This is a genomic window from Shewanella sp. 5S214 (assembly GCF_041439795.1).
Taxonomy (GTDB): Bacteria; Pseudomonadota; Gammaproteobacteria; order Enterobacterales; family Shewanellaceae; genus Shewanella; species Shewanella vesiculosa.
The window spans coordinates 135,139-161,445 of the sequence record NZ_JBGOOV010000006.1; the positions used below are offsets into that span (position 1 = coordinate 135,139).

23 protein-coding genes are annotated in these 26,307 nt (G+C 41.2%); 11 read left to right on the forward strand and 12 right to left on the reverse strand.

The window, feature by feature from the left end; all coding sequences use genetic code 11:
• The first annotated feature begins 90 nt into the window (after window positions 1-90).
• Entirely contained in the window at window positions 91-930 is an 840-nt protein-coding gene (locus ACED29_RS05960; RefSeq protein WP_124015727.1) for an isopenicillin N synthase family oxygenase, read from the forward strand.
• 131 nt (window positions 931-1,061) lie between these two features.
• Entirely contained in the window at window positions 1,062-2,003 is a 942-nt protein-coding gene (gene ylqF / locus ACED29_RS05965) for a ribosome biogenesis GTPase YlqF (RefSeq protein WP_124015726.1), read from the forward strand.
• Window positions 2,004-2,077: 74 nt separating this feature from the next.
• On the opposite strand, the gene ACED29_RS05970 is transcribed toward ylqF, so the two are convergent.
• Together ACED29_RS05970 and ACED29_RS05975 are read right to left on the reverse strand one after the other, a co-directional pair.
• Window positions 2,078-2,563 (reverse strand): low molecular weight protein-tyrosine-phosphatase, encoded by a 486-nt coding sequence (locus ACED29_RS05970; protein ID WP_182696943.1) that lies wholly within the window; start codon window positions 2,561-2,563, stop codon window positions 2,078-2,080.
• Between the two features lie 147 nt (window positions 2,564-2,710).
• The gene (locus tag ACED29_RS05975) at window positions 2,711-3,559 is read right to left on the reverse strand and encodes a DNA ligase (RefSeq protein WP_371697263.1); all 849 of its coding nucleotides are present in this window, start codon (window positions 3,557-3,559) and stop codon (window positions 2,711-2,713) included.
• Between the two features lie 313 nt (window positions 3,560-3,872).
• Here ACED29_RS05975 and ACED29_RS05980 point away from each other — a divergent pair, with 313 nt between their 5' ends.
• On the forward strand, window positions 3,873-4,244 hold the full coding sequence (locus ACED29_RS05980) for a diacylglycerol kinase (protein WP_124015723.1): 372 nt from the start codon (window positions 3,873-3,875) through the stop codon (window positions 4,242-4,244).
• A gap of 17 nt (window positions 4,245-4,261) precedes the next feature.
• Here the strand turns inward: ACED29_RS05980 and hdfR are convergent, their stop codons facing one another.
• Window positions 4,262-5,116 carry an HTH-type transcriptional regulator HdfR gene (gene hdfR, locus ACED29_RS05985; protein WP_371697264.1) on the reverse strand — a complete coding sequence of 285 codons (855 nt, stop codon included), beginning with the start codon at window positions 5,114-5,116 and terminating at the stop codon, window positions 4,262-4,264.
• A gap of 108 nt (window positions 5,117-5,224) precedes the next feature.
• On the opposite strand from hdfR, the gene ACED29_RS05990 reads away from it, so the two are divergent.
• From ACED29_RS05990 to ACED29_RS06000, 3 genes are all read left to right on the forward strand, one after another.
• Window positions 5,225-5,653 (forward strand): DUF413 domain-containing protein, encoded by a 429-nt coding sequence (locus ACED29_RS05990; protein ID WP_124015721.1) that lies wholly within the window; start codon window positions 5,225-5,227, stop codon window positions 5,651-5,653.
• 443 nt (window positions 5,654-6,096) lie between these two features.
• Window positions 6,097-6,999: a hypothetical protein gene (locus ACED29_RS05995; protein WP_371697265.1), complete on the forward strand. Its 903-nt coding sequence runs from the start codon at window positions 6,097-6,099 to the stop codon at window positions 6,997-6,999.
• Between the two features lie 147 nt (window positions 7,000-7,146).
• Window positions 7,147-8,172, forward strand: coding sequence for a GGDEF domain-containing protein (locus ACED29_RS06000; protein ID WP_124015720.1), 1,026 nt, complete (start codon window positions 7,147-7,149; stop codon window positions 8,170-8,172).
• Between the two features lie 120 nt (window positions 8,173-8,292).
• Here the strand turns inward: ACED29_RS06000 and bioD are convergent, their stop codons facing one another.
• Genes bioD through bioB form a run of 4 tightly spaced genes read right to left on the reverse strand, consistent with a single transcriptional unit; the run spans window position 8,293 to window position 12,066 of the window.
• Window positions 8,293-9,024, reverse strand: coding sequence for a dethiobiotin synthase (gene bioD / locus ACED29_RS06005; RefSeq protein WP_371697282.1), 732 nt, complete (start codon window positions 9,022-9,024; stop codon window positions 8,293-8,295).
• Between the two features lie 7 nt (window positions 9,025-9,031).
• Window positions 9,032-9,790: a methyltransferase domain-containing protein gene (locus ACED29_RS06010; protein ID WP_371697266.1), complete on the reverse strand. Its 759-nt coding sequence runs from the start codon at window positions 9,788-9,790 to the stop codon at window positions 9,032-9,034.
• Between the two features lie 56 nt (window positions 9,791-9,846).
• Window positions 9,847-11,007 carry an aminotransferase class I/II-fold pyridoxal phosphate-dependent enzyme gene (locus tag ACED29_RS06015; RefSeq protein WP_371697267.1) on the reverse strand — a complete coding sequence of 387 codons (1,161 nt, stop codon included), beginning with the start codon at window positions 11,005-11,007 and terminating at the stop codon, window positions 9,847-9,849.
• Between the two features lie 6 nt (window positions 11,008-11,013).
• Window positions 11,014-12,066, reverse strand: a complete 1,053-nt coding sequence (gene bioB, locus ACED29_RS06020; RefSeq protein WP_182741231.1) for a biotin synthase BioB — start codon at window positions 12,064-12,066, stop codon at window positions 11,014-11,016.
• Window positions 12,067-12,180: 114 nt separating this feature from the next.
• Here bioB and bioA point away from each other — a divergent pair, with 114 nt between their 5' ends.
• Window positions 12,181-13,515, forward strand: a complete 1,335-nt coding sequence (gene bioA / locus ACED29_RS06025; RefSeq protein ID WP_371697268.1) for an adenosylmethionine--8-amino-7-oxononanoate transaminase — start codon at window positions 12,181-12,183, stop codon at window positions 13,513-13,515.
• Between the two features lie 75 nt (window positions 13,516-13,590).
• Here the strand turns inward: bioA and ACED29_RS06030 are convergent, their stop codons facing one another.
• Window positions 13,591-14,484: a LysR family transcriptional regulator ArgP gene (locus ACED29_RS06030; protein ID WP_371697269.1), complete on the reverse strand. Its 894-nt coding sequence runs from the start codon at window positions 14,482-14,484 to the stop codon at window positions 13,591-13,593.
• 158 nt (window positions 14,485-14,642) lie between these two features.
• Between ACED29_RS06030 and ACED29_RS06035 the strand changes: the two genes are divergently transcribed.
• Window positions 14,643-15,275, forward strand: coding sequence for a LysE/ArgO family amino acid transporter (locus ACED29_RS06035; protein WP_371697270.1), 633 nt, complete (start codon window positions 14,643-14,645; stop codon window positions 15,273-15,275).
• Window positions 15,276-15,325: 50 nt separating this feature from the next.
• Here ACED29_RS06035 and ACED29_RS06040 read toward each other — a convergent pair whose 3' ends face one another.
• Window positions 15,326-15,925: a glutathione S-transferase family protein gene (locus tag ACED29_RS06040; protein ID WP_371697271.1), complete on the reverse strand. Its 600-nt coding sequence runs from the start codon at window positions 15,923-15,925 to the stop codon at window positions 15,326-15,328.
• A 57-nt stretch (window positions 15,926-15,982) separates the two neighbouring features.
• Entirely contained in the window at window positions 15,983-19,405 is a 3,423-nt protein-coding gene (locus ACED29_RS06045; RefSeq protein ID WP_124015711.1) for a PAS domain-containing hybrid sensor histidine kinase/response regulator, read from the reverse strand.
• A gap of 256 nt (window positions 19,406-19,661) precedes the next feature.
• On the opposite strand from ACED29_RS06045, the gene acs reads away from it, so the two are divergent.
• Window positions 19,662-21,614, forward strand: coding sequence for an acetate--CoA ligase (acs, locus tag ACED29_RS06050; RefSeq protein ID WP_124015710.1), 1,953 nt, complete (start codon window positions 19,662-19,664; stop codon window positions 21,612-21,614).
• A gap of 122 nt (window positions 21,615-21,736) precedes the next feature.
• Here acs and ACED29_RS06055 read toward each other — a convergent pair whose 3' ends face one another.
• A complete protein-coding gene (locus ACED29_RS06055; RefSeq protein WP_124015709.1) occupies window positions 21,737-22,138 on the reverse strand; it encodes a hypothetical protein in 402 nt (133 codons plus the stop codon).
• A gap of 254 nt (window positions 22,139-22,392) precedes the next feature.
• Between ACED29_RS06055 and ACED29_RS06060 the strand changes: the two genes are divergently transcribed.
• Together ACED29_RS06060 and ACED29_RS06065 are read left to right on the forward strand one after the other, a co-directional pair.
• Complete coding sequence (locus tag ACED29_RS06060) at window positions 22,393-24,144, forward strand: DEAD/DEAH box helicase family protein (RefSeq protein ID WP_371697272.1); 1,752 nt, start codon at window positions 22,393-22,395, stop codon at window positions 24,142-24,144.
• Between the two features lie 79 nt (window positions 24,145-24,223).
• Entirely contained in the window at window positions 24,224-24,484 is a 261-nt protein-coding gene (locus ACED29_RS06065) for a GrxA family glutaredoxin (protein ID WP_124015707.1), read from the forward strand.
• A gap of 65 nt (window positions 24,485-24,549) precedes the next feature.
• Here ACED29_RS06065 and ACED29_RS06070 read toward each other — a convergent pair whose 3' ends face one another.
• Window positions 24,550-25,701: a DcaP family trimeric outer membrane transporter gene (locus ACED29_RS06070; protein WP_182696958.1), complete on the reverse strand. Its 1,152-nt coding sequence runs from the start codon at window positions 25,699-25,701 to the stop codon at window positions 24,550-24,552.
• Window positions 25,702-26,307 lie beyond the last annotated feature (606 nt).

Below are 26,307 nucleotides of genomic sequence, written 5' to 3' on the forward strand. Positions count from 1 at the left end.
CAAAATGGAGTGATATCACGCAAATAATTGCGGCAGAGTGTGACTAAGGTTACCATTACGGTGGGTCAACACACTAATAAGAAATACATAATGAAACTAAATACAATTGATTACCAAGCACCTAATAGTGCCCAACATTTTGTTGAATCACTACGCGAAACCGGCTTTGGTGTACTTACTAACCATCCAATTCAAAAGCAGCTTGTTGAAGATATATACAATGAGTGGTATAGCTTCTTTCAGTCAGAACAAAAAAATGATTTTTTGTTTAAAGCTGAAACACATGATGGCTTCTTTCCCGCATCAATTTCTGAAACTGCTAAAGGCAATAACGTAAAAGATATCAAAGAATATTATCACGTATACCCTTGGGGACGCATTCCAGAGTCGTTAAAGGCGAATATCCTTGCTTACTACGAACACGCTAATGCGCTAGCGTCTGAATTACTGAGCTGGATTGAACAGTACACACCTGCAGACGTCGCGGCTAAATATAGTATTCCGTTACCCGACATGATTGCGCAAAGCCAAAAAACCTTGTTACGCATTCTTCATTATCCTCCAATGAAAGGAGATGAGGAAATGGGCGCAATCCGTGCTGCTGCGCATGAAGACATTAACTTAATTACCTTGTTACCAGCAGCGAATGAGCCTGGCTTACAAGTGCTGACTAAAGAAGGTGAATGGATTGATGTGCCAAGTGATTTTGGTAGCATTATTATTAATATCGGCGACATGTTACAAGAGGCCTCAGGCGGCTATTTTCCTTCAACATCTCACAGAGTCATCAATCCTCAAGGCACAGACAAAACCAAGTCTCGTATCTCGTTACCGCTGTTTTTACACCCAAATCCACAAGTGGTGTTATCTGAGCGTTATACGGCTGATAGCTATTTGATGGAAAGATTACGCGAATTAGGCGTGATTTAAGCACTCATAGTGTATTTAACAACGATACTAAGCGCCTTAAGGCGCTTTTTTTATGCATTTAATCCACTTACGAGGTAGAATATCACTTTTGTATTTATTGTTATTTACTCTCCGATTTATAAGGCAACATCATGGCAATTCAGTGGTATCCAGGACACATGCACAAAGCACGTAAAGAGATCGAGGAGGCGATGCCTCAAGTGGATCTCGTTATTGAAGTGCTCGATGCACGTATTCCATACAGCAGTGAAAACCCAATGGTGTCACAACTTCGCGGTGATAAACCTTGTATTAAACTGCTCAATAAATCTGATTTAGCGGATCCAGAAATTACGGCTCAGTGGATTGAATACCTAGAGCGTGAGCAAGGTGTACAGGCATCGGCAATCACCACCCTACAACCGGGAATGGTAAGAAGTATTCCTGATCTTTGTCGCAAACTAGTGCCGCACCGTGACACCATGGAAAAAGATATTCGTACCATGATAATGGGTATTCCTAACGTCGGTAAATCAACAATTATTAACACCCTAGCGGGCCGCACTATTGCTAAAACAGGTAATGAACCCGCGGTAACTAAAAATCAGCAACGGATCAACTTACGTAACGGTATCGTTTTGTCAGACACGCCAGGGATCTTATGGCCTAAAGTCGATAACGAAGCCAGCAGTTATCGCCTAGCGGTCACTGGTGCAATTAAAGACACAGCAATGGAATACGAAGATGTGGCCATGTTTGCTGCAGCTTATTTTCTTAAAGCCTACCCCGACGAAATTTGCGAGCGTTATAAGCTTAAATCGCTGCCTGACAGTGATATTGAATTACTCGAAGCCATTAGCCGTTCTCGCGGAGCACTCCGTCCTGGTGGGCGTGTTGATTACCATAAGGTCTCTGAACTATTACTGCATGAATACCGCTCAGGTAAAATTGGCTTATTAAGCCTTGAAACACCGGCAATGGCTGAAGTCGAGAAAGTTGAAGTAGCGCGTAAGCTGGCTGAAAAAGAACTGATCAAACAACAAAAGATAGAACAAGAGAAACTAAAACGATCTGGCAAACGTTATAACGATTAAGCCCGATCCACGACTAGGTTGTTAATACATATACGGCCTAGTCATTCAAAAACTTCTTGTCATAGTGATACATTTCAATGTGAAGCTAGTGATACTGCTAATGCCGTTAAACTAGCCTCAAGCAAGTCAATAACCCTCTCAAACCCTTTTTCCCCACCATAATATGGATCAGGCACTTCTTTAACCGCAGAGTCTCCAAAGCTTAACATCAAATGTAACTTATACCGTAAATGCACAGGACATCGTTCAGTTAACTCAGCTAAATTAGAAACATCTGCCGCTAAAATTAAATCAAAGTGTTCAAAATCAGCATCAATGACCTGTCGAGCCTTCATATCGGTAAAATCAAGTCCACGCTTATGGCCTGCAATCATGCTGCGACGATCGGGAGAATGACCTTGGTGATAGGCGATAGTGCCGGCAGAATCGATTTCAAGCTGAAGTGAATGCTGCTTAGCTAGTTGCCTAAAGATAGCCTCTGCTGTTGGCGAACGGCAAATGTTGCCCATACAGACGAATAGCACTGAGTGAACGTTCAAAAGATATTTATCATCCATCATTTATCATCGCCATTATATCCAGATTGCGTGCAGAACAGAGTTAACGACCTGATTTGTAATTGTTTATCCACCAGCTCGACTTTACTCATGTTAACTCAAGCGTAATGTGCAGGCACAGTGACATTTGAGTTAATGTAAAAGAGCTGACTATTGTGATGGCCGTTCGCGCAAAAAACTAGCAAACCTTGGAGTGCCTTTTTGAGTTAAGCCTAAATACTGATAAGTAATGACTGAACCAATTAACGGTGGATTTTCTCGCTGTTTATCACTAAAACCACTGCCAATATTGAACACAATTCCAGCTGGCGTTTTTACAATTAACGCGCCTAATTGACCTCGATATTTACCTTTTCCTTGGGTATGACCAATGACCACGGCTTCAGCATCGTATTTAGGTTTGAGTTTAACAATATACTCGCTGCGCCCCACGGCATAATGAGCTTGTTTAAAATGTAACATTAATCCTTCCCCACCGGCATTCACAACACTATCAAGTCGATCGAACAGTGCCTCTGTTGTCGATACTGTGTCCTGCTTAATAACCTGTAAATGAGTGGGATCAGTTTGCTCAGCCCATTTTTGCATCGCTAAATAGCGTTCAACAAAAGTGCCAGGATGATCTGGTAAGTCGAACATCATAAACTTTACTTGTTGCCAATCTTCAGCGGATGTATCCAGACGCCTAACTAATGCTGAAATATGCTCAAACTGATTACGCCCTAACCAGAGTTCGCCATCAATAGCCACTTCAGGAAAGCCCAAGGTAAATGATGCTGGTAACGCCACTTTTCGGCCAATACGAGTCAGCATTTGACGACCATCCCAATAACCTCTCACACCATCAAGTTTTTCACTGACTAAATACTCAGCGACGGTAATATCTGGTTGATATTGTGTTGCTAACTGGATGGGAGGTTTAGATAAAACAGCACTGTGCGTTGTTAAACTATACAGTGCAATAATCAGTGAAAATATAACCGAGGGTATCTTAGGCATATGCAATCCTTGCAATTAATCAAATCCATATCAAGGTGGCTACTCATTACCAATAAGAATCATAAGCTGGCATTAATTTTATGATTAGCACGACCTTGACTTAAACCTTCTTAAGCTTAGTACAAAACTAAGAATTATCCACTTAAGCTGAAGCGAAAGACGAGTAGAATCAACACCGACTGAGGACATTATTGATGATTGAAATCGCTATTATCTTGTAACTTTAACCCATCAAAAAGTTAAATTACTGCTGGAAGCCTATGAATGGAATGTTACAATCTGCACAATTAAAACCAAAAAGATAATTTACTTAATGAAACCTGAGAATAATCATGGTCTAAAGCGCATTTTTCGAGCAACGGGATTTTCAATGAAGGGGCTAAAGTCTGCATGGAAACATGAAGCCGCTTTCAGACAAGAAACCGTACTGGCCGGCTTAATGTTCCCTGTTGCACTATTACTCAATATCAGTGCAACTGAACGCATTCTACTTATCATGACCCTATTAATTGTTTTGATTGTCGAATTATTAAACTCTGCGATTGAAGCTGTTGTAGATCGCGTCGGAGATGAAATTCATCCTCTTAGTGGTCAAGCGAAAGATATTGCTTCAGCAGCAGTATTCATCAGTCTCGTCTTGTGTACTATCACCTGGGGGATCATTATTTGGCCACTAGTGTTCTAACAACTGCCCAGTAAATACTAAACCGTAAGTTTAGCTGTTGTTAATATTGAAATAGCTTGTTCAATATAGGCAAGCCTTTCATTTTCAGCCCAATAAGCAGCATACACATGTCGATAGATACATTTTGCATCATCTACGCGAGATAAAGTGCCATTATCTAAATAGGGTTGAATGAGTGCTTCAGGCAAAAATGCACAGCCACTATTATTCAACATAAAATCCAATGCCATGCGAGCAGAGCTGGTATGCAGTACAGGTAAAGGCAACATGGTAAAATCTTGGGCGTGAGTGATATTAAAGGCTGTGCCCCAATCGACTTTTATATAAGGTAAATTAGCCGTTTGAGCCAGCTTAACGCCCTGCTGTTTGGACACTAGATACAGTTTTACTTGAGCAAGCTTAACTAATGTGACCCCATCAAGTTTTGGAGGATCAAAGGTAATCGCAATATCTAAAGTGCGTTCAATAAGCTGGCGAGTCATCACTGATGCAGACAAAACATCAGTCCTCAAAGCAACACCTTCCAAACCTAAATGCAGTGGCTGTAAAAAACCTTGTAAATAAGCATCCCAAATATTATTACCAGCCGATAAAGCCAACTGAGCATTGTGCTGCTGATTTAAAATAATATCTTGTTTTGCCCTCTCCCAGGCATTAAGCACCGCCTCAGCATGGCCCAACATTCTCTCACCTGCTGGGGTAGGTTGAATATTGTTACGCAAACGTTCAAACAGCTCTATCCCCAAAATACCTTCTAGCTGTTTTATCCTAAAACTAACAGCACTTCGGGTAAGGTAGAGATTATCAGCCGCTTTACCAAAGTGTCGAGTACGAGATACTTCTAAGAAGGTTTTTAATAAATCTGTATCCATAAAAATTCTTTACCATTAAGGACAAAATATTTTGATTTAAAAAATGATAATACTAGCCAATACTCCAGTTGCAAATGTTTATATCTCACAATTTAGAAGGTATTAGCCATGTCTCAGCAATCATTTATCAATGCAAAACAAGGTATTGATGCTAACTCCAATGGTCATAGCAACAGTTTTCAGTCAACTAAACGCTTCTATGATGACGCGAATTTCCCTATGGGGTTTAAGCGTTGTGGTGATTTTACCAGTAAGGAAGCTGACTTGCTTGAACAACACGGTCAAGCAATGAAAAATCTAGCCGATGGCTCGCAATTACCTTGTAATGTTGACGAAGACCAGTTTATTCGCGTTCTTCAAGGCATGTTACCCGCAACAACACCAATGGAGTTATTGTGGTCTAAGTATTGCCGTCTAGCAAAAGGTAAGCCGTTTTATGCTGTCGTTGGTACTATTCATGCGCCAGCAAGTTCTAAAGTTGAAATTGAATTTGACGATGTTGAAGAAGAAGTTTCTGACACCGACGAGCCAGAATAAACTCTGGTTAGTGACTAAAACAAACTCCTGCAAACGTTAACACTTAAGCTACATATCTAACGAAGAAGTAGGGTCAATATTCTACTCTACTTTTCGTTTTGCCACATTACTGCCACTCACCACTGTAACGTCAACACTCTGACGCCCAACCCCATAAGGCCTTGCAGTCAAAATGATTGCTTTTGCGCCTTTAACTTCAAACTACTGCTGAAAACTTGATTTAGCGCAATAAACACATACAAATATTTCACATCTAGTAACAAAGTGCTAGTATGGCTAATGAACGGTTGGTCCTATTTATATAAATTTGATGTTTTTGAGTATGCATTTGATAATTCTTATTTTGGATATCTGCATACAATAGATTAGGGATTAGATTTGACAACAACATCATATGAAGACGCATATCTTGTGATAGTAAAAATAATAAGTGCGGAGTTTCAATGATAAGATCTTTTTTTTATATAGTATTGTTGATACTCATCACTCGAACGGCTTATGCTGAGTCCGAGCCATCAATACAAAGCACAACTTTTACTGATGGATATACTCTTGATATCGGTGTGTTTTATGCCAACTCCGATTCAAACTTTATTGCCACAAACCCTAAAACCGGCGGTACATTCCCGGTGGACTTTGAAGACGAACTTCTTCTAGCTGAAGCACAATACTTACCCTATTTTGAATTTACCTTTTCTTTCAACCAACGCCACAACATTTATATTGATTGGAAATCGTTGGATCGCAAAGCAGATACAGAAACGGTATCACAAGATTTTATTCTTGAAGATATTGATGGTAAAGATTACCTGATTGAAACTGGCTCGAAACTCAATACCTTACTGAATATAGATATTTTGCGTATAGGGTACGGTTATGATATCTGGCAAGGTACAAATTACGCGGTTGGTGTGTCGCTAGGTTTACACGCCATGTTTGTCGAAACGGCCTTTAAAGGCACCATAGGCATCTGTGTTCCAGATTCAACCTTATGCAGTAATTCAGTAGCAACGCCAGAAATTATCGATGAAACGATAACGGCCCCTTTGCCTGATATCGGTCTTTATGGATCTTACGAGTTTTACCCTGGCTGGATATTTGATGCTCATGCGCATTACTTTTCAATCAAATATGATGATGTAGATGGATCGCTTGTCGATGTCCGTTTAGGGGTCGAAGCAAAAATTTGTGATAACTGGTCGCTAAAATTGGCATATAACTACTATGATGTCGACGTTACTATCGAAAAGACACGTAATATCGGCAATATTGAGCAACGTACCTTTGACTATAATATTAACTACAGCTTTACTGGGCCAATGTTTGCTGTCTCTTATGTGTTTTAATATCACGTTATCTACAAAAAAGCATCCTAGGGTGCTTTTTTTAATTTGTATCCTCATAATAGAATGGTATAACCCCTGCTATTATTGCTATATTTATTTAACTATAGATTTTAAAAGTCTTTTTCAGCCCAGTTCATGAGGCACATAATGTCTAACACGCTATTGCAAACCGCTGCTGCCAATTTAAAAAAAGCGGTTCCGTTAATGTTAAAATATAAAATCCCTACCACACCAACAAACTATGCGCTTTGGTATGCTTATGTGGGTGAACAAAACCCCTTACTGAATCAAGAGTTAGATACCGCAGTCAAACAAAATCAAACATGTTCACCAGTAACTAGCGAGCTAATTTATCGTAAATATGTTGCGGATCCAGTAGAGCTTGATGTGCGTGATATGCGTAAAAATTTAGATGCTATGGTATGTGAATTATCCCAATCACTCAAAGACACTAATTTAGATACTGAAACATTTCAGAAGCAAATTGATAAAGATTTTAAAAAATTAAGTGATCTTGAAAATCAAGGCTTCTCACTTGAACAAGTTATTGGCATTGTTAGAAATATTGTCAAAGAATCTTCCAGTATTCGTTCTAGCACGGTCAGTTTTACTGAACAGCTACAAAAAGCACAATCTGAAATTGATACTCTAAAAACACGTTTAGCCGCATCTGAAAAAGACATGCTATTTGATGCATTAACCAATGTATTAAATCGCCGCGCATTTAATACTGATATAGAAGCGCAAGTAAGCTCAGCACCTGTAGGTACTTGTTTAATTTTAATTGATATTGATCACTTTAAAATATTCAATGATAGTTTTGGCCATCAACTCGGCGATTTAGTCCTAAAAACAGTGGCTAAGCGGACCCAAGAAGCGTGTCGTGACGGAGTTAAATTATACCGTTTTGGTGGCGAAGAGTTTGCTATTATCGTTCCCAATAGTCAGTTTAGGGTAGCCAGGCAGCTGGCCGAAGGCATACGTAGAGCCATAGAGAAGCTCAGTGTCAAAGATCGACGTAGCGATAAAGTAATTGACTCAATAACCGCCTCTTTTGGGGTGGCAGAATGGAAACCTAAACAAAATGTATCGCAACTCATTGAGGCAACTGACAAGCTACTTTACGATGCAAAACGCCTAGGTAGAAATCGCGTGATGCCGATTGCAAACTAGTTATTATGAGTAAAATAAATTGATTTTTTAGCCCATCTTTTATGACTCATCACTTTGCTTTTACAGCATGATGCGTGACAAAGGTTGGGCCTTATATTGACGATTATGTCGACATTTGAATTAGCTAGGCATCTGCAGGTAACGGGCGGCATTAATCGCCGTCGGCTTAGCCAAATAAGGCACATATCCCAAAAATGGACCTGTCATTATTTGCTTTAAACTGTCGAGGTTGTCATCAATAAAAGCCATGTGAGGATCCACCTGATTTGCAACCCAACCAGCTATCGTTAATCCATCTGCTAGCAGTGCTTCTTGAGTTAATAAAGCATGATTTAAACAACCTAGCTTCATGCCTACGACGAGAATAACGTCGATACTCGATGGCCAATCTGATGGGTAATTCATGTGATTGACTAATTCAGTTTGTGGCTTAGTATTTTGCAGTTTAGCTTGCAATAATTTAACTGTATCAGACAAATATTCGCCATTACCCAATGGTAAACGCCAACCACCTGCACCTTCAATTAAGGCAAAATCAGCACTTTGCATCGCCGGATGGTACATAGTGTCAAGAACACCTTGGGCAGTTAAAGTATGGTTTACTTGCCTAGCGGCAATATGCGGTGCAATTGCTGGGGCAAAACAAATAGGATTAACACTTTGATATGGCAAATCCATATTAGATTGGGTCATTAGCATCATGGCATCGCTATTGCGCAAGCCATCTTCTGTAGACTCACACCCTGATGCTATAGGTTTAAAGCCACACTTATTACCTGTGGCCTTAGATAAAAGTGCCGCTGAAATTAGCGTTTTACCACTGTCAGTGTCTGTTGCAGTCACAAAATACAGCATAGCTTCAGCCTCGTTTAGCGCGGATATACGCAATTTGATAAGTTAATGGTAAACCTTTGTCGGTACGTAAGGTTTCAGCTAATGCAACCCGTTGCTGCCATTGTTGTTTGCTCAACACTGCGCGTTGCTTTTCCTCATCTGCTTGAGCACTGGATGCCCCCACCCCTTTAATTGAATAAAGTAAGCTACGTAAGTCGGCAAAATAAACCGTAATAGTCTCAACCTGGATATCGATACTATCCCAATCAGGAGGCATTGTTTGCGAGGTGATAAAAGCAGACTTAAGGGCTGATACCGAGTGAAATTGATTGACGTGAAACCCTAACGTTTGCAATTCAGCCAAGCTGCCATCAATAACAACACTGAGATGGCATTCACCGCCCACTCGTAATACGCGATGAAATTCATTAAAAGCTTTGGGTAGCGTCTGACACCACTGCAAAGCTAAATTGGAATAAATGCTGTCAATAGATTCACTTTGTAAACCCAGCGCTTGAGCGTCACAACAAAGGCATAAGTAATCAGAATACTGTTGCGCCAATTGCGTTAGCATGCCATGCGCAATATCTGCCGCGATAACCTGTTTCACGTCATTGAAAGCTTTAAAACATGTACCCGGACCGGCTCCAATATCAAGTAGAGTGCCATATAAATTGGCATGCTGTAATAATTGCTGAGCACTCATACGCTGCAACACATCATGTTGCTTATACAAAGGTGCTGCTCTTGAAAACTTGTTTGCAACCGAGTTATCTAACGTCATGAGGGTTCTCAAAGATACGATTTATTTAGCTACTGCCTGAGTGCTAATGCTGCTTACTAAATATCATTAACATCATTGTGCTGAATAAGCTGGGCCACTGCACTAACCAGTGCACAAATATCGCTGGCTTGATGCTGTGCATTTAACGTAATACGAAGACGGGCCTGCCCGATTGGCACCGTTGGTGAGCGAATAGCCCCCACCAAAAAACCTTGTTGTTTTAGGTGCTCAGCAATAACTAAAACGCGATGATTATCGCCAATCATAATCGGCTGGATCGCTGTCATTGAAGGCGTGATCTCAAGTTGATGCTCAAGTGCAACTTGCCTGAATAAGGCGATGTTTGCCGTTAATTGTGTTAATAACTGTGGATGGTCTTGCTGCCAATTAATCGCCGCTAATGCCAACTGAGCATTTGCGGGCGATAACGCGGTAGAATAAATATATTCACGCGAAGTTGCCACTAAGTAATCAATCACATTTTTAGAGGCTAAAATTGCCGCGCCTTGACCTCCTAACGCTTTGCCGAATGTCACCACCTGAATATCCACATTATTGGCATTAACAAACGAGCTAGGTAATACCCCAAAGCCATGGGCATCATCGACAATCAGCCAACAATTATGTTGCTGACATAAGCGAGATAATTCAGCTATCGGGGCAATGTCACCGTCCATACTGAATACACTTTCAGTAACCACAGCTGTATGAGGGTTGCGCTCGATCAGTCGCGTTGCACTGTTAACATCGTTATGTAAAAAGCGCCGAATCTGACTACCACTGTCTTTTAAGCCATCAATTACTGAGGCATGCACTAACTTGTCGGCTAAGACAGTATCCTTGTTACGAAACAAGGTTTTCATTAACGCGTTGTTAGCGCTAAAACCAGAACTAAATAACATACACGCTTGATGCCCCGTCAGCTCGCATAAACGCTGTTCAAGGGCAAAATGGGCTTGGTTATAACCACTAACAAGAGGTGATGCACGGCTGCCAACACCATACTGCTGCGCTCCAGCATACAGAGCTCGAACTAAAGCAGGTTCATGGGCTAAGCCTAAATAATCATTATGGCTAAAATCAACCATTGCATGTGGCTTGGTTTCCGACACATGTCGTTGGCGTAAAAGGCCTGCCGCCTGCAGATCCGCAAGCTTATTACTTATCCGCTCGGTTAATGGGTGCTGCCCCATATCAGTCTGGCCTAATAACGTCATGTAAAATTATAGCGCAGCTGCATCAAAAAACTGCTTAGTCGACTTATCTTGCTTAGCACTCGCTTTGGCTAATAATGCGCTATCAGATTCGATGTTGGCTTGTGGACCTTGCTCAGGATGTAACCCTAAACGTCGGAATAAACTCATGTCATCATTTTCTTCTGGATTTGACGTAGTTAATAGCTTACAACCGTAGAAAATTGAATTAGCCCCCGCAAAAAAACACATTGATTGCAGTTCATCACTCATGCTTTCACGTCCGGCAGACAAACGCACCCGCGACTTAGGCATAATAATCCGAGCCACTGCTATGGTGCGGACAAATTCAAGCGGGTCAAGATCATCAATATTCTCAAACGGTGTACCGGCCACTTTTACTAACATGTTGATCGGTACCGAATCTGGATGTTGTTCTAAATTAGCAAGTTGCTGCAATAAACCTGCGCGATCGCTGGCTTGTTCGCCCATACCGACAATCCCGCCAGAACAGACTTTCATCCCAGAAGCTCGCACGTTTGTCAGCGTATCTAAACGACTTTGATAAGTACGAGTGGTGATAACATCGCCGTAATATTCTGGTGAGGTATCAAGGTTATGGTTGTAATAATCTAAACCTGCATCAGCCAATCTGCTGGCTTGGTCAGGCGATAACATGCCTAATGTCATACAGGTTTCCATGCCCAAAGCACGGACATCTTTTACCATTTGTGTTAAATATGGCATGTCTTTGTCACGCGGGTTGCGCCAAGCCGCGCCCATGCAAAAACGTGATGCACCAGCAGCTTTAGCGCTTTTAGCCTCGGTTAATACCTTTTCAATTTCAAGTAAACGTTCTTTTTCTAGACCGGTATCATAGCGCGCACTTTGTGGACAATATTTACAGTCCTCTGGGCATGCACCGGTTTTAATCGATAAAAGACGACTGATCTGCACTTCGTTAGGGTCAAATGTTTCACGATGAATACTGTGGGCTTTAAACAATAAATCATTCATAGGCAACGCAAATAATGCCTCGATTTCTGTTTTTTGCCAATCGTGACGAACTTCAGCTAACGACATGGATCATTCCTTTATTTTGATTTTATGTTGGCTAGGATACCCTGAGTCCGTAAACTGTCAACGCAGTAACCATTTCACGCTTTACTAGCGGTCAAAAAACGAGCACTTATAATTATGGCATTTTCCGACACAAACACCACTATCGACTACGCTTTCGATCAACAACACATTTGGCACCCTTATACCTCGATGACCCAGTCTCTGCCTGTATATGGCGTCGTTTCGGCCCAGGGATGTGAACTGACATTAGACAGCGGTAAAGTGCTTATTGATGGCACGAGTTCATGGTGGTCATGTGTGCACGGTTACAGTCATCCGACCATTGTTGCTGCAATGCAACAACAGCTGTCAACACTGAGTCATGTCATGTTTGGCGGCATAACCCACCAACCCGCGATTGAGACGTCAAAACGTTTAGTGCAGATGACCAGCGCCAATTTAACCAAAGTCTTTTTAGCCGATTCTGGTTCGATTGCAGTTGAAGTCGCCTTAAAAATGGCGCTGCAATATTGGCAAGGCCGCAATCAGCCACAAAAACAACGCATTATGACCGTAAAAAGTGGTTATCACGGTGATACCTTTGCAGCGATGAGCGTGTGCGATCCAGACGGTGGAATGCATACCATGTTTGGCAACAATGTGACTAAACAAGTATTTATCCCTGCGCCAACGTCTAAGTTTAATGATCCGCTTAATCAAACCGATACACTCGCGTTAGATGCCGCATTTACGCAACACCACCAAGATATCGCCGCGGTAATTATTGAACCCATCATGCAAGGTGCTGGCGGAATGCGTTTTTACTCCCCAGCTTATCTGGTTAAACTGCGGCAACTTTGTGACCAATATGATGTGTTACTGATATTAGATGAAATAGCCACTGGATTTGGCCGTACTGGCACCCTATTTGCTTATGAGCATGCCAATATTGAGGCCGATATTTTGTGTGTTGGTAAAGCCTTAACTGGTGGATATATTAGTCTTGCTGCCACCTTATGCAGTGACGAAGTGGCCTGTGGTATTAGTGATTCGCCCGCTGGCGTGTTTATGCATGGGCCCACTTTTATGGGTAACCCGTTGGCATGTGCAGCAGCAACCGCCAGCTTAGACTTACTGCTTAAAGGCGATTGGCAACAGCAGGTAAAAGACATTGAAGCACATTTAACACGCACCTTGCCCGCTGCCATGGCGTCAAAGCAGGTAAAAGATGTGAGAGTGCTCGGCAGTGTCGGAGTAATAGAAATGCTCTCGCCAGTTAATACCGCAGCCTTGCAAAAAGCCTTTGTTGATTTAGGTGTGTGGGTAAGGCCTTTTAGTCGCTATATCTACATCATGCCGCCATATACCATTAGCGCAGAACAATTAACCCTATTAACCTCTGCCATGTTATCTGTTGCCGACACCATTGTCCCCAGCGAAGATAATCAAACTTTGATTAGCCATGGATAATCAAAACTGGGCAAATCTCAGATTGGGTAAGTCTCAGTTTAGGTAAGACTCAGTTTGGGTCAGTCTCAGTTTCGCTTAATCTAATACCGCTTGAGCGTGGGCAACAATCGCATCTGAAACGTCTTTATAAACACCTTTAAGTAAAATCCAATGGTGCCAGTAAAGCGTTTCAGTGATGATATGCTCTTTACATATATGCACTAACTCACCTGAAGCCAGCTCCGGTTTAATTTGCGTTTTTGGCACTAAGCCATATGCCGCACCGTGCTTGGCCATGGTCACAAAGGCATCTGATGAACGTACAGTATGTAATGGATATTCACCTTGCGTGAGTCCAAAATGCTGTTGAATGTATCGTGTGTGCATATTGTCTTTATGATCAAAAGCGATACCCTGTGCTTTTCTAAGACTGTCAGCACTAATTCCGTTAGGGAAGTAATGACGACTAAACTCAGGTGACGCAACCAACAGATAGTCAACATTTCCTAGCCGAGCCAATTGGCAACCTTTAATAGGTGTAGATTGCACAGAAATAGCCCCAAAAGCTTGGCCATCCTTTAACCTATTAATCGTGCGGTCTTCACCTTCAATGAGCAGATTAATTTCTATTAAATGTGACTTAATCACCGGGGCTATTGCCGGAATTAGCCAGGTGGCTAAGCTGTCTGCATTGGTGGCAATATGCAAGGTTAACGGTGTTTGGGGTGAATGCGGCATAGCGCTAGGAAGTAAGTCGGCTTCTAACTGCACAACTTGGTAATAGTGTTTTAATAGCTGCTTACCTAAATCTGTGGCTTCAATCGGCTGGCCTCTAATTAATACTGGTTGAGCAAAATGTTGTTCTAACTGCTTTATTCGTTGCGACACCGCCGATTGTGTTAAACACAATACGCCAGCCGCACGCTCAAAACTTTGTTCTTTAATCACACAGCTTAATGCCTGCAGTAATTTATAATCAAGATTACTCATTATTTTACCAACTTATTAAATCCTCTTAAGTCATCGTAGCCAGTATCTTGACATCTTTCATTAATTATTCTTATACAACAGAAAAATTATTAATTTAATTTATATCAAAACTATTGCTACTTTAGCAATTAATTACATTGCTCGTTACTAGGATACTCATGACTACCTCCGCATTATTTCAAGGACTTATTCTCGGCTTAGGAATGATTATTCCTATTGGCGCACAAAACTCATACATATTAAGCCAAGGAATAAAACGCAATCATCATTTTCTCGCGGCGACAATTTGCATGTTGTGTGATGTGTTATTAATTGGTCTGGGCATTTTTGGCGGAGGAAAATTAATCGCCAGCAGTGAATGGTTAATGCTACTGATAGGTTGGGGAGGCGTCACTTTTTTAGTTGTTTATGCTGTTCTGTCGTTCAAAAGTGTGTGGAGAAATCAGTATCTCGTTACAACACACATTGCAGCGGCCAATAACCGTAAAACAATTATCGGCACTACATTTGCTGTCACCTTGCTTAATCCTCATGTGTATTTAGATACAGTAATGATACTCGGTAGCGTGGGGGGCACTTTTGATGGCAACGAAAAATGGGCATTTGCTATTGGTACCATGCTGGCCTCAATACTGTGGTTTTACACCATAGCATTTGGTGCCGCTAAACTTGCACCTTGGTTAGGTACGCCTAAAGTTCAACGCGTGATTGATGCTCTAGTCGGCACTATTATGCTTTTTATCGCCTATTCAGTATTTAATACTTTATCAATAATACCAATAATCGAATAGCGGCTGACAACACATGTAAATCAAAAAATATCCATAAAATCAGTAAATAATTAACGCTTCATCGGCACAAAGCTAGCTTGCTGTTTTATGCGAAGTAACCATTGATTAATCTGTGGGTAATGGGTTAAATCAAAACCGCCTTGATGGGCAACATGGGTATAAGCGAACAAAGCAATGTCCGCTAAGGTAAATTGCGAACCACACAGAAAAAGTTGCTTTGCTAGTTCAGCTTCCATAGCCGCAAGCGCTTTATGACCTTTAGCGTGCAGTGAGTGATATTCCGCTAAGCGATCCTCAGGTAATCCTAAATACAACTGAATAAAGCGTGCAACGGCAATATATGGCTCATGACTGTATTGTTCGAAAAACATCCACTGGTACATTTTCGCTTTATTATAAGTATCGGTTGGGATCAACATAGAGCCCTCAGCAAGATACCCCATAATGGCATTAGACTCCGATAATACGCTGCCATCATCGAGTTCTATTAGCGGTATTTTACCTTGCGGATTTTTAGCTAAAAACTCTGGTGTTTGCGTTTCACCTTTAGCGATATTCATTTCTTGCCATACATGCTCAATACCTAACAGATTCAGCACCAACTGCACCTTATAACAATTACCCGACATGCTATCGCCATACACAATCATACTAATATCCTTTTAAGGTGATGTTTAATCTCAGCAATACTGCCAAAATGGGTAAACCTACTTTTTAACTAGACTCGAAATTAACGCTCGCAATGCAGCAGGTTTAACCATTTTAGCCATGTAGTGATAACCCTGCCTTTCGACATCTTCAACCAAATCTTTATTGGTATTGGCAGTAATTAATATCCCTGGTAAATGCTCCCCATAACGGCTGCGAATACCATTCATGGCATCGATACCGTTTTGATCATCATCTAAGTGATAATCAGCTAACATAATGTCTGGTGCCACCCCTTTAAGGCCTAACTTAATCCGTGCATCGGCAAGATCTTTGGCACAAATAACCTCACATTGCCAACGGCTTAATAATGATTCTAATCCCGCAAGAATGGCTTCTTCATTGTCGATGCATAGCACTTTAATTCCCGCTAAAGGCTGCAATAGTGTTGGTAAAGGTTTATTGCTTGTTTGGCTGATGGTTTCACCTATGGGCACAGAAATAGAGAATATCGAACCGCGACCTAAAGCCGAACTCACATGTATTTGATGATCAAGTACCTTACTGATCCTGTCAGCAATCGCTAACCCTAACCCCAAACCACTGACATTACGGCTACTAGGATGATTGAGACGTTTAAACTCTTTAAAGATTTCTTGTATATCAAACTCATTAATTCCACAGCCAGTATCCAGTACTTGGATCTCAATAAAATCACCTCGATGACGGCAACCAAATAACACTTTACCGCCACGAGCATAACGATAAGCATTGGTTAAAAAATTCTGTAAAACACGTCGCAATAAAGAAGGATCGGAGTTAACGGTCGCAGTACAAGGCACCATTGAAAACGAAATTTGACTATCGGCAGCCATAGCATCAAATTCAATGGATAAACCGTTAATGATCTCTGCAATCGCAAAATCACGACGGTTAACCTCTACCATGCCAGAGTCTAGCTTAGAAATATCGAGTAAATCGGTTAGTAACTCACCAGCTGTTTTCAGCGAACTATTGACATGAGTCAATGTGGTACGCGCTTCTAAATCGAGATTTGGATATTGCGATAATGATGCAGTAAATAATCTTGCAGCATTTAACGGTTGCATTAAGTCGTGACCAACAGCGGCTAAAAAACGCGTTTTTGATGCATTGGCGAGCTCTTCTTGCGCTTTAGCCTCTAATAATTCGCTGTTTGATAACGCCAGTTCATAGGTTCGCTCCTGTACCCGACTTTCCAAAGTTTCATTAGCTTCCAGTAAAGCTTTTTCCTGTAAACGATATTGGGTGATATCAGTAAATGTCATTACAAAACCACCATCAGGCATAGGATTGCCTTGAATTTTTATAACCTTACCATCTTGTCGAGCACGCTCAGAAGTATGAGGAGTGCCATTTCGCATATGTTGTACCCGCACTTCAACTTGGTTTTCAATGTCTCCAGTACCACAAAAACCGCGCAGAGCATTAAACCGCACAATATCAGCTATTGGCATACCTTGTTGTAAAAAGCCTTCTGGGTATTGATACAATTCAACATAGCGATAATTCCACGCAACTAAATTAAGGTCTCTATCAACCACACTCATACCTTCATAAGCGTGTTCAATTGCACCTCGCAGCATATCTTGACTTAAAATAATTTTAGAAGAGGCCTCATCCACTAAATGGAATACCTCATCAAGAGCCAAATCACGCCCTTGTAAAACAGAGTCCATAACCAGTGAAGCACTTGATGCGCCTAACACACCCGACAACATGTGTTCCGTATGGGCGATTAACTCTTCTGGAGCCGTTTTGTACCAACTGTCACTTTTAACCGCATCTGCCGAAAAACGGCTAAAACTTTCATAAGCACGAGTAGGACTGACAAAACGACTGGCCAAAATTAATAAATCTTGTTGTGAAATAGGCCCTTGGCGTTTTTTAGCATCTTGCTTTGATGACCAAGGTTTGACAAAGTGACTCGCTTGAATACGCTCAGCAACGCCCGCTCTAAACCATATAGAACCCAGCACATAGCAAAAAATATTGGCTAATAAGGCAATCAAAGTATCGCTAATATTGGGAGTGATTGAATTGAACAAACCAGAGTCTGCACCAATAACACGGGCTTCACCGGCACCTTGAAGTAAAATAAAACACCAAAGACTAAAACCAACAGCAAGGCCTAGATACACTCCCGCTCGATTACCGTGTTTCCAATACAATCCCCCCACTAACGCAGGCGCTAATTGAGAGAATGCGCCAAACGACATCATCCCCAGATGTGAAAGTGAATCACGGTCGGTAAACAGCAAATAGCTTAAATAACCAAAACCTAAAATCACCACAATCGATAAACGGCGTACATTTAATAACAGTTTAGAAAACTGACTAAAATTCTTTTCTCGTATTTGTCCTGTTCGCAACAAAAATGGCACCAACCATTCATTACTCACCATCACGCTAATAGTCACCACCGCCACGATCACCATCCCAGTCGCGGCAGACAAACTACCCAGTAATGCGACAACAGCTAATACAGGTTGATCAAGCGCTAAAGGTAAATTAATAACATAGGTATCAGCTGACACTGAATCACCTAAAATCACCTTACCGGCGAGTGCCAATGGGGCAACAAACAAGCCAAATAAGACTAAATAGATTGGAAATATCCATCGCGATTTTCTTAAAATATGCTCGCCACCGCACTCGACTACCATCACATGAAACTGCCTTGGCATACATAAGAACGCCGCCATACCAACAAATAATTCAGGTAAGAAAGACTCTAAACGGATATGACTATTTTGGATCAATGCTTTATCTGATGCTTGTTGCCAAATATCACCAAAGCCATCAAAGACCCCAAAACTAATCACGGCACCGACAGAGATAAAGGCTGCCAGTTTAACCAGTGACTCAAAGGCAATCGCTACCATCATTCCTGGATTATGTTCAGTAGCATCTAATTTACGAGTACCAAATAAAATGGCAAAAATAGCCAATAACATGGTAATCAATAATGGCACAGCGACAGGACTCAGCGGATTGTCAGCAGGTTGAAATAAATTAAGACTAAACACCATGGCTTTAAGTTGTAACGCGATATAAGGCATGATGCCGAACAAGGCAATTAGCGTAACCAACGCCGCTAATAGTTGTGATTTACCATAGCGGGCAGCAATAAAGTCGGCAACAGAAGTAATGTTTTGCGCTTTAGACACCACCACCATTTTTCGTAACATGCCAAAGCCAAGGGTAAACACCAATATTGGGCCGATAAAAATAGGTAAAAAAGACCATAAATCATTGGCAGACTGGCCAACTGTGCCTAAAAAGCTCCAGGAAGAACAATACACAGCTAAACTGAGCCCATAAATCCATACTTGGGCTTTTTGGTTTATTTTACTGAACCACCGCTCAGCGCCCCACGCCAAAATAAACAGCAATGACACATAACACACCGCAATCACGGCAACGATTAAGGTTAAGTTCATGAAACGTCCGATATCACTTTATTATTATTAAAAATCTGTTTTATTTTTACCTAAAACATCGTGTATTGAACATAAAACAACCTACACAATAGAATCATCATAAATAACAGACTAACTCTGTAGCAATTATAACCATATTAACACGTGCAACAGACTAAATATTAAGGATATTTTAAAACTAGACCAAGGTCTAATAGTGCTGATAGCCTGTTGCAGATGATACTTTAACCACGCCATTTTTAGAAAGGGAAGCCCCATGACCCCGCAATCTCTTTACAAAGTTCCGAGTGACATTGCAGAAAACGCACTGGTTGATAACGATCAATATAAGAAAATGTACCAGGAGTCCATTATTAATCCAGAAGGTTTCTGGAGAGAACACGGCAAACGTATTGATTGGATCAAACCTTATACCAAAATCAAGCAAACGTCTTTTGATGATCATAACCTTTCGATCAATTGGTTTTATGATGGCACGCTCAATGCGTCTTCCAATTGCTTAGATCGCCACCTTGAAGAACATGGCGATAAACTAGCCATTATTTGGGAAGGTGACGATGCCAATGAGCAACGCAAAATTACTTACGCCCAATTACATGCCGATGTGTGTAAATTTGCTAACGCCCTTCGAAGCCAAGGTGTTAATAAAGGCGATATCGTCACCATATACATGCCTATGGTGCCTGAAGCGGCAGTCGCTATGCTTGCCTGTGCTCGCATTGGCGCGGTGCATTCAGTGGTGTTTGGAGGTTTCTCACCCGACTCGATTGCTGCAAGGGTGATTGATGGTAAATCAAAAGTCTTAATTACTGCCGACGAAGGTGTTCGCGGTGGCCGAAAAATTCCGTTAAAACGCAGTGTGGATGAAGCCATATCAAATCCAGATGTCACTTGCGTCGAAAAGGTCATAGTACTTAAGCGTACTGGTGGGAGCATCGATTGGGTTGAAGGCCGAGATGTCTGGTGGCACTCACTCATGGAAGTCGCTTCAGAATTCTGTCTACCCGCTGAAATGAATGCTGAAGACCCACTCTTTTTACTTTATACCTCAGGCTCTACTGGTAACCCTAAAGGTGTGCTGCATACTACCGGTGGTTATATGGTGTATGCCTCAATGACACACGAATATGTGTTTGACTATAAAGCAGACGAAGTATACTGGTGTACCGCAGATGTAGGTTGGATCACTGGTCATTCATATATGGTCTATGGACCATTAGCGAATGCTGCGACGGTATTAATTCATGAAGGTGTACCTAATCATCCAACTCCGGCTCGATTAGGTGAAATGATTGACCGTCATAAAGTCAATATTCTCTATACCGCGCCAACCCTAATTCGTGCACTAATGGCTGAGGGTAAAGAACAATTTAGCAGCTATAAAGGTGATTCATTACGTATTATGGGATCTGTGGGCGAACCCATCAATCCAGAAGCATGGCGTTGGTACCATGAGGTGATCGGTCATGAAAACTGCCCTATTGTCGACACTTGGTGGCAAACTGAAACGGGCGGTATTCTGATAAGTCCTCTACCAGGTGCTACAGACACCAAACCAGGTTCTGCAACTCGACCTTTCTTTGGTGTACAGCCTGCGCTAGTCGATAACATGGGTAATATTGTAGAAGGTACCGGTGAAGGTAACCTGGTTATCCTTGATTCGTGGCCAGGACAAATGCGCACCGTTTATGGTGACCATGATAGATTTGCCTTAACTTACTTTAAAACGTTCCGTGGCATGTATTTTACCGGTGATGGCGCGCGTCGTGATGAAGATGGCTACTATTGGATTACTGGTCGTGTTGATGATGTCATTAACGTATCTGGACATCGCTTAGGTACTGCTGAAGTGGAAAGCGCGCTAGTGTCGCATGAGCTCGTTGCTGAAGCCGCTGTTGTGGGTTACCCGCATGACATTAAAGGCCAAGGTATTTACGCTTATGTCACCCTCACTCGTGGGATTGAGCCAACGGAAGAGTTGCGCCAAGAATTACGTCAATGGGTACGCAAAGAAATTGGCGCTCTTGCGACACCGGATCTTATTCAGTGGGCAAGCGGTTTACCGAAAACGCGTTCTGGCAAAATTATGCGCCGATTCCTACGAAAAATTGCCGCTAATGAAGTGACCAACTTAGGTGATTCTTCTACTCTGGCGGATCCTGCTGTAATTGATACGTTAATTGAGTCACGCCTAAACAAAACTGAGTAATATAAACTAACTTGTAATACCTTATCCACCCGAGAAATCCTGACCAATTTCTCTTTTCGCCCCTCACTGAGGGGCATTTTTTTAACTGAGATTAATGGACTGAACAGTTTTGTTCGCTATGACTAATTGTTTAAGGTTTTAGGCTGTGGAGCATAAGAGGTCTCAATAGTTATGTCATATAAATGATCGTTTAATGTCACCTTGTAACTGGTTGATTGGCCCACTTTAAGACTGATTGTTTTATCTCCTAGTAAATCCGAAGCGTCATTAGATTCATCACGTAAACTGATCAACAAATTGACCTTATTATTGCTATTTTCTGTCGACACGATTGTCACACCATAATCACCTTCAACATTGAGTGACACAGTATCATTTAATCCCATGACAATTTTGGATGCCGACGTGGTTAAATCTTCAGAATGCTTCACGCTCTCTTCAATAGATAAACCTATGACTAAAGCGTCTTCAGCAACGGCGATGTGGCTAACCATAAACAGAGCGGCTAACAGTAAACGTTTCATAAAGTGTTTTTCCTGATGGCAATACATTATTATTTTTTTATAAGTATCATCTGACTGTGTAAATGAATTTACACCAACTTATATAAAAAAACAGCGCTTATCTCGCAAAAATACTATTAGCGTGTATTTATCACCTTTAGCCATGGTTTATTGATTTAGCTTTACCATAAATAAGCGCTCATTCATCACAATATGGTTTATCAATCCTTGCCTATGTTAAGCTTTATCCAAACCAGAATAATACTACCAATAAATTGAAAGACTCATCTGTTAAACCTGCAAAGATAACCCTACGTGATTACCAACAACAATCCGTAGATGCTGCTATTGCTCATTTTAAGCAAAGCCAACAATCAGCAGTATTGGTTCTTCCTACCGGTGCAGGCAAAAGTATCGTCATTGCCGAACTAGCTCGCATTGCTAATGGTAATGTACTGGTGCTAACTCACGTAAAGGAATTAGTCGCTCAAAATGCCGAAAAGGTAAGCTTACTGACACAAGAAGCAAATATCTATTCTGCCGGATTAAATCAAAAGAAAGCCAATGGTAAAACGGTAGTGGCCAGCGTTCAATCAGCGGCTCGAGCCCTCACAAAATTTACCCAACCCTTTTCATTAGTGATTATCGATGAATGTCATCGAGTGAGTAATGAGTCTACGAGCCAATATCAACAATTGCTTATTCATCTTAAAGCGCAAAATCCTAATATAAAATTACTTGGATTAACGGCAACGCCTTATCGTTTAGGTTTAGGCTGGATATACCGTGTGCATTACCATGGAAAAGTAGGCAATACTGACACCGCTGTTTTTGACAAGTGCATTTTTGAACTGCCAATGCGGCCATTAATTAATAAAGGTTATCTTACTAAACCGATTATTTTTGACGGACTGAGTGCCCAATATGATTTTGGTGATCTGGAGCCAAATGACAGCGGAGAGTACCCTCAAATGGCAATAGACTCCTTGCTTAATCATCAAGGCCGCGCAACCACAGCAATTATCAAACAGGTGAAGCAACTTGCAGCACTGCGCAAAGGTGTATTGATTTTTGCTGCAACCGTTAGACATGCTAATGAAGTGATGGCGCTTTTAGACAAAGATGCTGCGTTAATTACCGCTAAAACGCCCCATAACGCACGTGATGAGATCATTCAACGCTTTAAGGCCCAAGACCTGAAGTACATAGTCAACGTAGCAGTGCTCACTACAGGCTTCGATGCGCCACATGTTGACCTTATAGCGATATTAAGACCAACAGCGTCAGTGAGCCTATTCCAACAAATGATTGGTCGAGGTTTACGCTTAGCAGCGGATAAAACCGATTGTTTAATCATCGATTACGCCGCGAACGGCTATGACCTCTTTTATCCTGAAGTTAGCCAAGCTAAGCCCAATAGTAAATCAGTGCCTGTTCAAGTGCATTGTCCTGTATGCCAATTTGCAAACATCTTTTGGGGGATAGTTGATGGGGATGGCGATATAATTGAGCATTATGGAAGACGCTGCCAAGGATTAATCAGTGACAACCAGCAATGTGACTTTAGATTCAGGTCAAAATCATGTCCCGACTGTGGAGCTGAAAATGATATAGCGGCACGTATCTGTAACGCCTGCCAATCAACCTTAATTGATCCTGATAAACGCTTAAAGCAAGTACTTAACGCTCAGCATCACCATTTATTCAAATGTGAGCAAATGCTATTACTCGAGCACGACAACAAGTTACTTATTCAATATATTGATATTGAGGGTAATGATTTTAAGCAGACGTTTAACTTTTCGACACCAGCACAACGCAAAGCATTTTATGCGGTATTTGTACTAAGCCACACTCGCACGCCAGGTCTTAAGCATCCTCAATATAATAAAGTAGCAGATGTATTGGCGGATCAAAGCCGATTTAGAAAACCTGATTTATTATTATTAAAGAAAAACAAATATCGTTGGGATTTAGTTGATACATTTTTTGACTATCAAGGCAAATATAAAATCGATATGAGTTAAAACAAAATTAATTGTGTTCAAATACCATTTGAAAAATACATATGGTATAAATTGCCAAGATCATTAAACAGGAGTCACCATGTTTGTAGTTATTTTTGGCCGCCCAGGTTGCCCATATTGTGTTAGAGCAGTTGAGTTATCAGAAAAGTTAGCGGCGCAAAGTGCGGATTTCAAATTTAAATATATTGATATTCATGTCGAAGGTATCACCAAAGCAGACTTATCAAAAAGTGTCGGCAAAACGGTTGAAACTGTTCCACAGATCTTCATTGACGAACAACCAATTGGTGGTTGCACTGAATTTGAAGCCTATGTTCGCCAAAACAATCTACTTAAATAAGTATTAAAAGCTTCAAATAAAAAAAGGCAACCAATAAGGTTGCCTTTTTGTTATCAGTTTATAGGCTAAATAGCGTATTTAGCTGAGAATATAATACGATTCAAATCACCGTCGAAACCATCTTCGCGCTCATTCAAAGCATGCATATATTCAACCCCAAATGTGAGTGGCTTTGAAGGCGAGTATAGTAAGTTAACATAGCCAGAATAAGCTTCTTTATTGACAGCCCCGCCAGTAAGTGCAATATCATTGTCTGCAGTGAAACCTGAAACCGTCAAGCTAGAACGCCATTGCTCTGACCACCAATGACGGTATGCGACGAAACCACCATAGGATTTAATCGCTTGGATCTCACCATTGGAATCAAGCACACCAGCATTAGCATAGTTAAGCGCCATATAACGCCCTAACCCTTCCCCATAAGTTGCGGTAAATTTAATATCATCTTTACCTAAAGGTATAACACCGGCAAAGCTAACGCCATAACCTAACTCAGAAGTATCGTACTGGGTTGCTCCAACAACTTGCTCTAAATCTAATTGTCTTACAATAGCTGCTACTGAAAATGCAGAACCACTAGCTGCACTGAAGTTATAACGTCCGACAAAATCCGGCACAACGCCGCTACCACTGGTGATTCGGCCTCCACCACCAAACGGTGTTACAGTCGTTTCAGGATTTTCAATTGAAAATTGCCAATTACCATTGGTATAACGTAGTTGTGATTGTCTAACGAAAGGTGTTCCTTCAGCGGCACCGACAAAATCTAGATTCTCCGGTAAGGCGCCTGGATTTTGAAACGTAGTCCAAGTCTGACCGACAGTCCAATTGTCATAACTGACAAATGCATGACGTATACGAGGAGAGTAACTGTTAGAGACTCGCTCGTTACCGTCAGTATGGGTCATAAAATCAAGTTCAATAAAACCTGTGAGTTTATGGCCATCAACATCAGTAACTGTTTTAAAATTAAAACGTGATTCCCGCGCTTGAAAATCGACAACTTGCTGGCCGTTTCCAGATGTCCCATAAATAGTCCCTGGCACATAAAACTGACGTGACAACGAACCAGATTCTGGCGCCCCATTGCCATAATCACTAAACATTACATCGGCTTTAATGTAGCCACCAAAAGTCATATCGGTTGCAGCATGAGCTCCCCCACTCATCGCTAACAAAGCGCTTGCAACATAAAGACTTAGCTTTTGCTTTCTCATTATTATCTCCCTATTGATATTGTTCTAATCTTCAGCAATATGAACCAATCAACAAACAGATAACATTAGCAATAGGTCTATAAGACAAAAGTAGACAAGTAAATACTTATAATTGAACTAATACTTAAGGTTAAATCATTTTTCTATATCAAATTAATGACTCTACATGACAGTAATTTAAAAGATTAATGACCTAAAATTGTAGGTCATTGCGCAATAAATTTAATCAAAGTAAGTATTTAATAATCGTGAGCATCGAATAATTGTATGGTAGGCCCGCATCAGTGAATGGTTTGAAGCGATGAGCTAGAAAATATTTATGATCAAATTCAATGGCGATAATTTTTTGATTTAGAGTACGAGGGATTTGAGATATTTTAAAATAACTTGGGGAATAATGCTAAATTTGTGGTTCATCTAGAACTCGAACCTTCGGCTAATGGGTTGACAGCCAACTGTTGATATTTAAATGGCAAAAAATTCATTGGTCATTTTAGCCGTTGAATAATTGACTATTCTTTGATGTTCTGGGAGTTTAACTCGGAGAGGTCTAAAAAGTGGTGGGTCGTGAAGGATTCGAACCTTCGACCAATTGGTTAAAAGCCA

Bases quoted from the DNA above. Each gene is read 5' to 3' on its own strand.
- ACED29_RS05960 (WP_124015727.1), top strand. From the start codon at position 91: ATGAAACTAAATACAATTGATTACCAAGCACCTAATAGTGCCCAACAT.
- ylqF (WP_124015726.1), top strand. From the start codon at position 1,062: ATGGCAATTCAGTGGTATCCAGGACACATGCACAAAGCACGTAAAGAG.
- ACED29_RS05970 (WP_182696943.1), bottom strand. From the start codon at position 2,563: ATGATGGATGATAAATATCTTTTGAACGTTCACTCAGTGCTATTCGTC.
- ACED29_RS05975 (WP_371697263.1), bottom strand. From the start codon at position 3,559: ATGCCTAAGATACCCTCGGTTATATTTTCACTGATTATTGCACTGTAT.
- ACED29_RS05980 (WP_124015723.1), top strand. From the start codon at position 3,873: ATGAAACCTGAGAATAATCATGGTCTAAAGCGCATTTTTCGAGCAACG.
- hdfR (WP_371697264.1), bottom strand. From the start codon at position 5,116: ATGGATACAGATTTATTAAAAACCTTCTTAGAAGTATCTCGTACTCGA.
- ACED29_RS05990 (WP_124015721.1), top strand. From the start codon at position 5,225: ATGTCTCAGCAATCATTTATCAATGCAAAACAAGGTATTGATGCTAAC.
- ACED29_RS05995 (WP_371697265.1), top strand. From the start codon at position 6,097: ATGATAAGATCTTTTTTTTATATAGTATTGTTGATACTCATCACTCGA.
- ACED29_RS06000 (WP_124015720.1), top strand. From the start codon at position 7,147: ATGTCTAACACGCTATTGCAAACCGCTGCTGCCAATTTAAAAAAAGCG.
- ACED29_RS06010 (WP_371697266.1), bottom strand. From the start codon at position 9,790: ATGACGTTAGATAACTCGGTTGCAAACAAGTTTTCAAGAGCAGCACCT.
- ACED29_RS06015 (WP_371697267.1), bottom strand. From the start codon at position 11,007: ATGACGTTATTAGGCCAGACTGATATGGGGCAGCACCCATTAACCGAG.
- bioB (WP_182741231.1), bottom strand. From the start codon at position 12,066: ATGTCGTTAGCTGAAGTTCGTCACGATTGGCAAAAAACAGAAATCGAG.
- bioA (WP_371697268.1), top strand. From the start codon at position 12,181: ATGGCATTTTCCGACACAAACACCACTATCGACTACGCTTTCGATCAA.
- ACED29_RS06030 (WP_371697269.1), bottom strand. From the start codon at position 14,484: ATGAGTAATCTTGATTATAAATTACTGCAGGCATTAAGCTGTGTGATT.
- ACED29_RS06035 (WP_371697270.1), top strand. From the start codon at position 14,643: ATGACTACCTCCGCATTATTTCAAGGACTTATTCTCGGCTTAGGAATG.
- ACED29_RS06040 (WP_371697271.1), bottom strand. From the start codon at position 15,925: ATGATTGTGTATGGCGATAGCATGTCGGGTAATTGTTATAAGGTGCAG.
- ACED29_RS06045 (WP_124015711.1), bottom strand. From the start codon at position 19,405: ATGAACTTAACCTTAATCGTTGCCGTGATTGCGGTGTGTTATGTGTCA.
- acs (WP_124015710.1), top strand. From the start codon at position 19,662: ATGACCCCGCAATCTCTTTACAAAGTTCCGAGTGACATTGCAGAAAAC.
- ACED29_RS06055 (WP_124015709.1), bottom strand. From the start codon at position 22,138: ATGAAACGTTTACTGTTAGCCGCTCTGTTTATGGTTAGCCACATCGCC.
- ACED29_RS06065 (WP_124015707.1), top strand. From the start codon at position 24,224: ATGTTTGTAGTTATTTTTGGCCGCCCAGGTTGCCCATATTGTGTTAGA.
- ACED29_RS06070 (WP_182696958.1), bottom strand. From the start codon at position 25,701: ATGAGAAAGCAAAAGCTAAGTCTTTATGTTGCAAGCGCTTTGTTAGCG.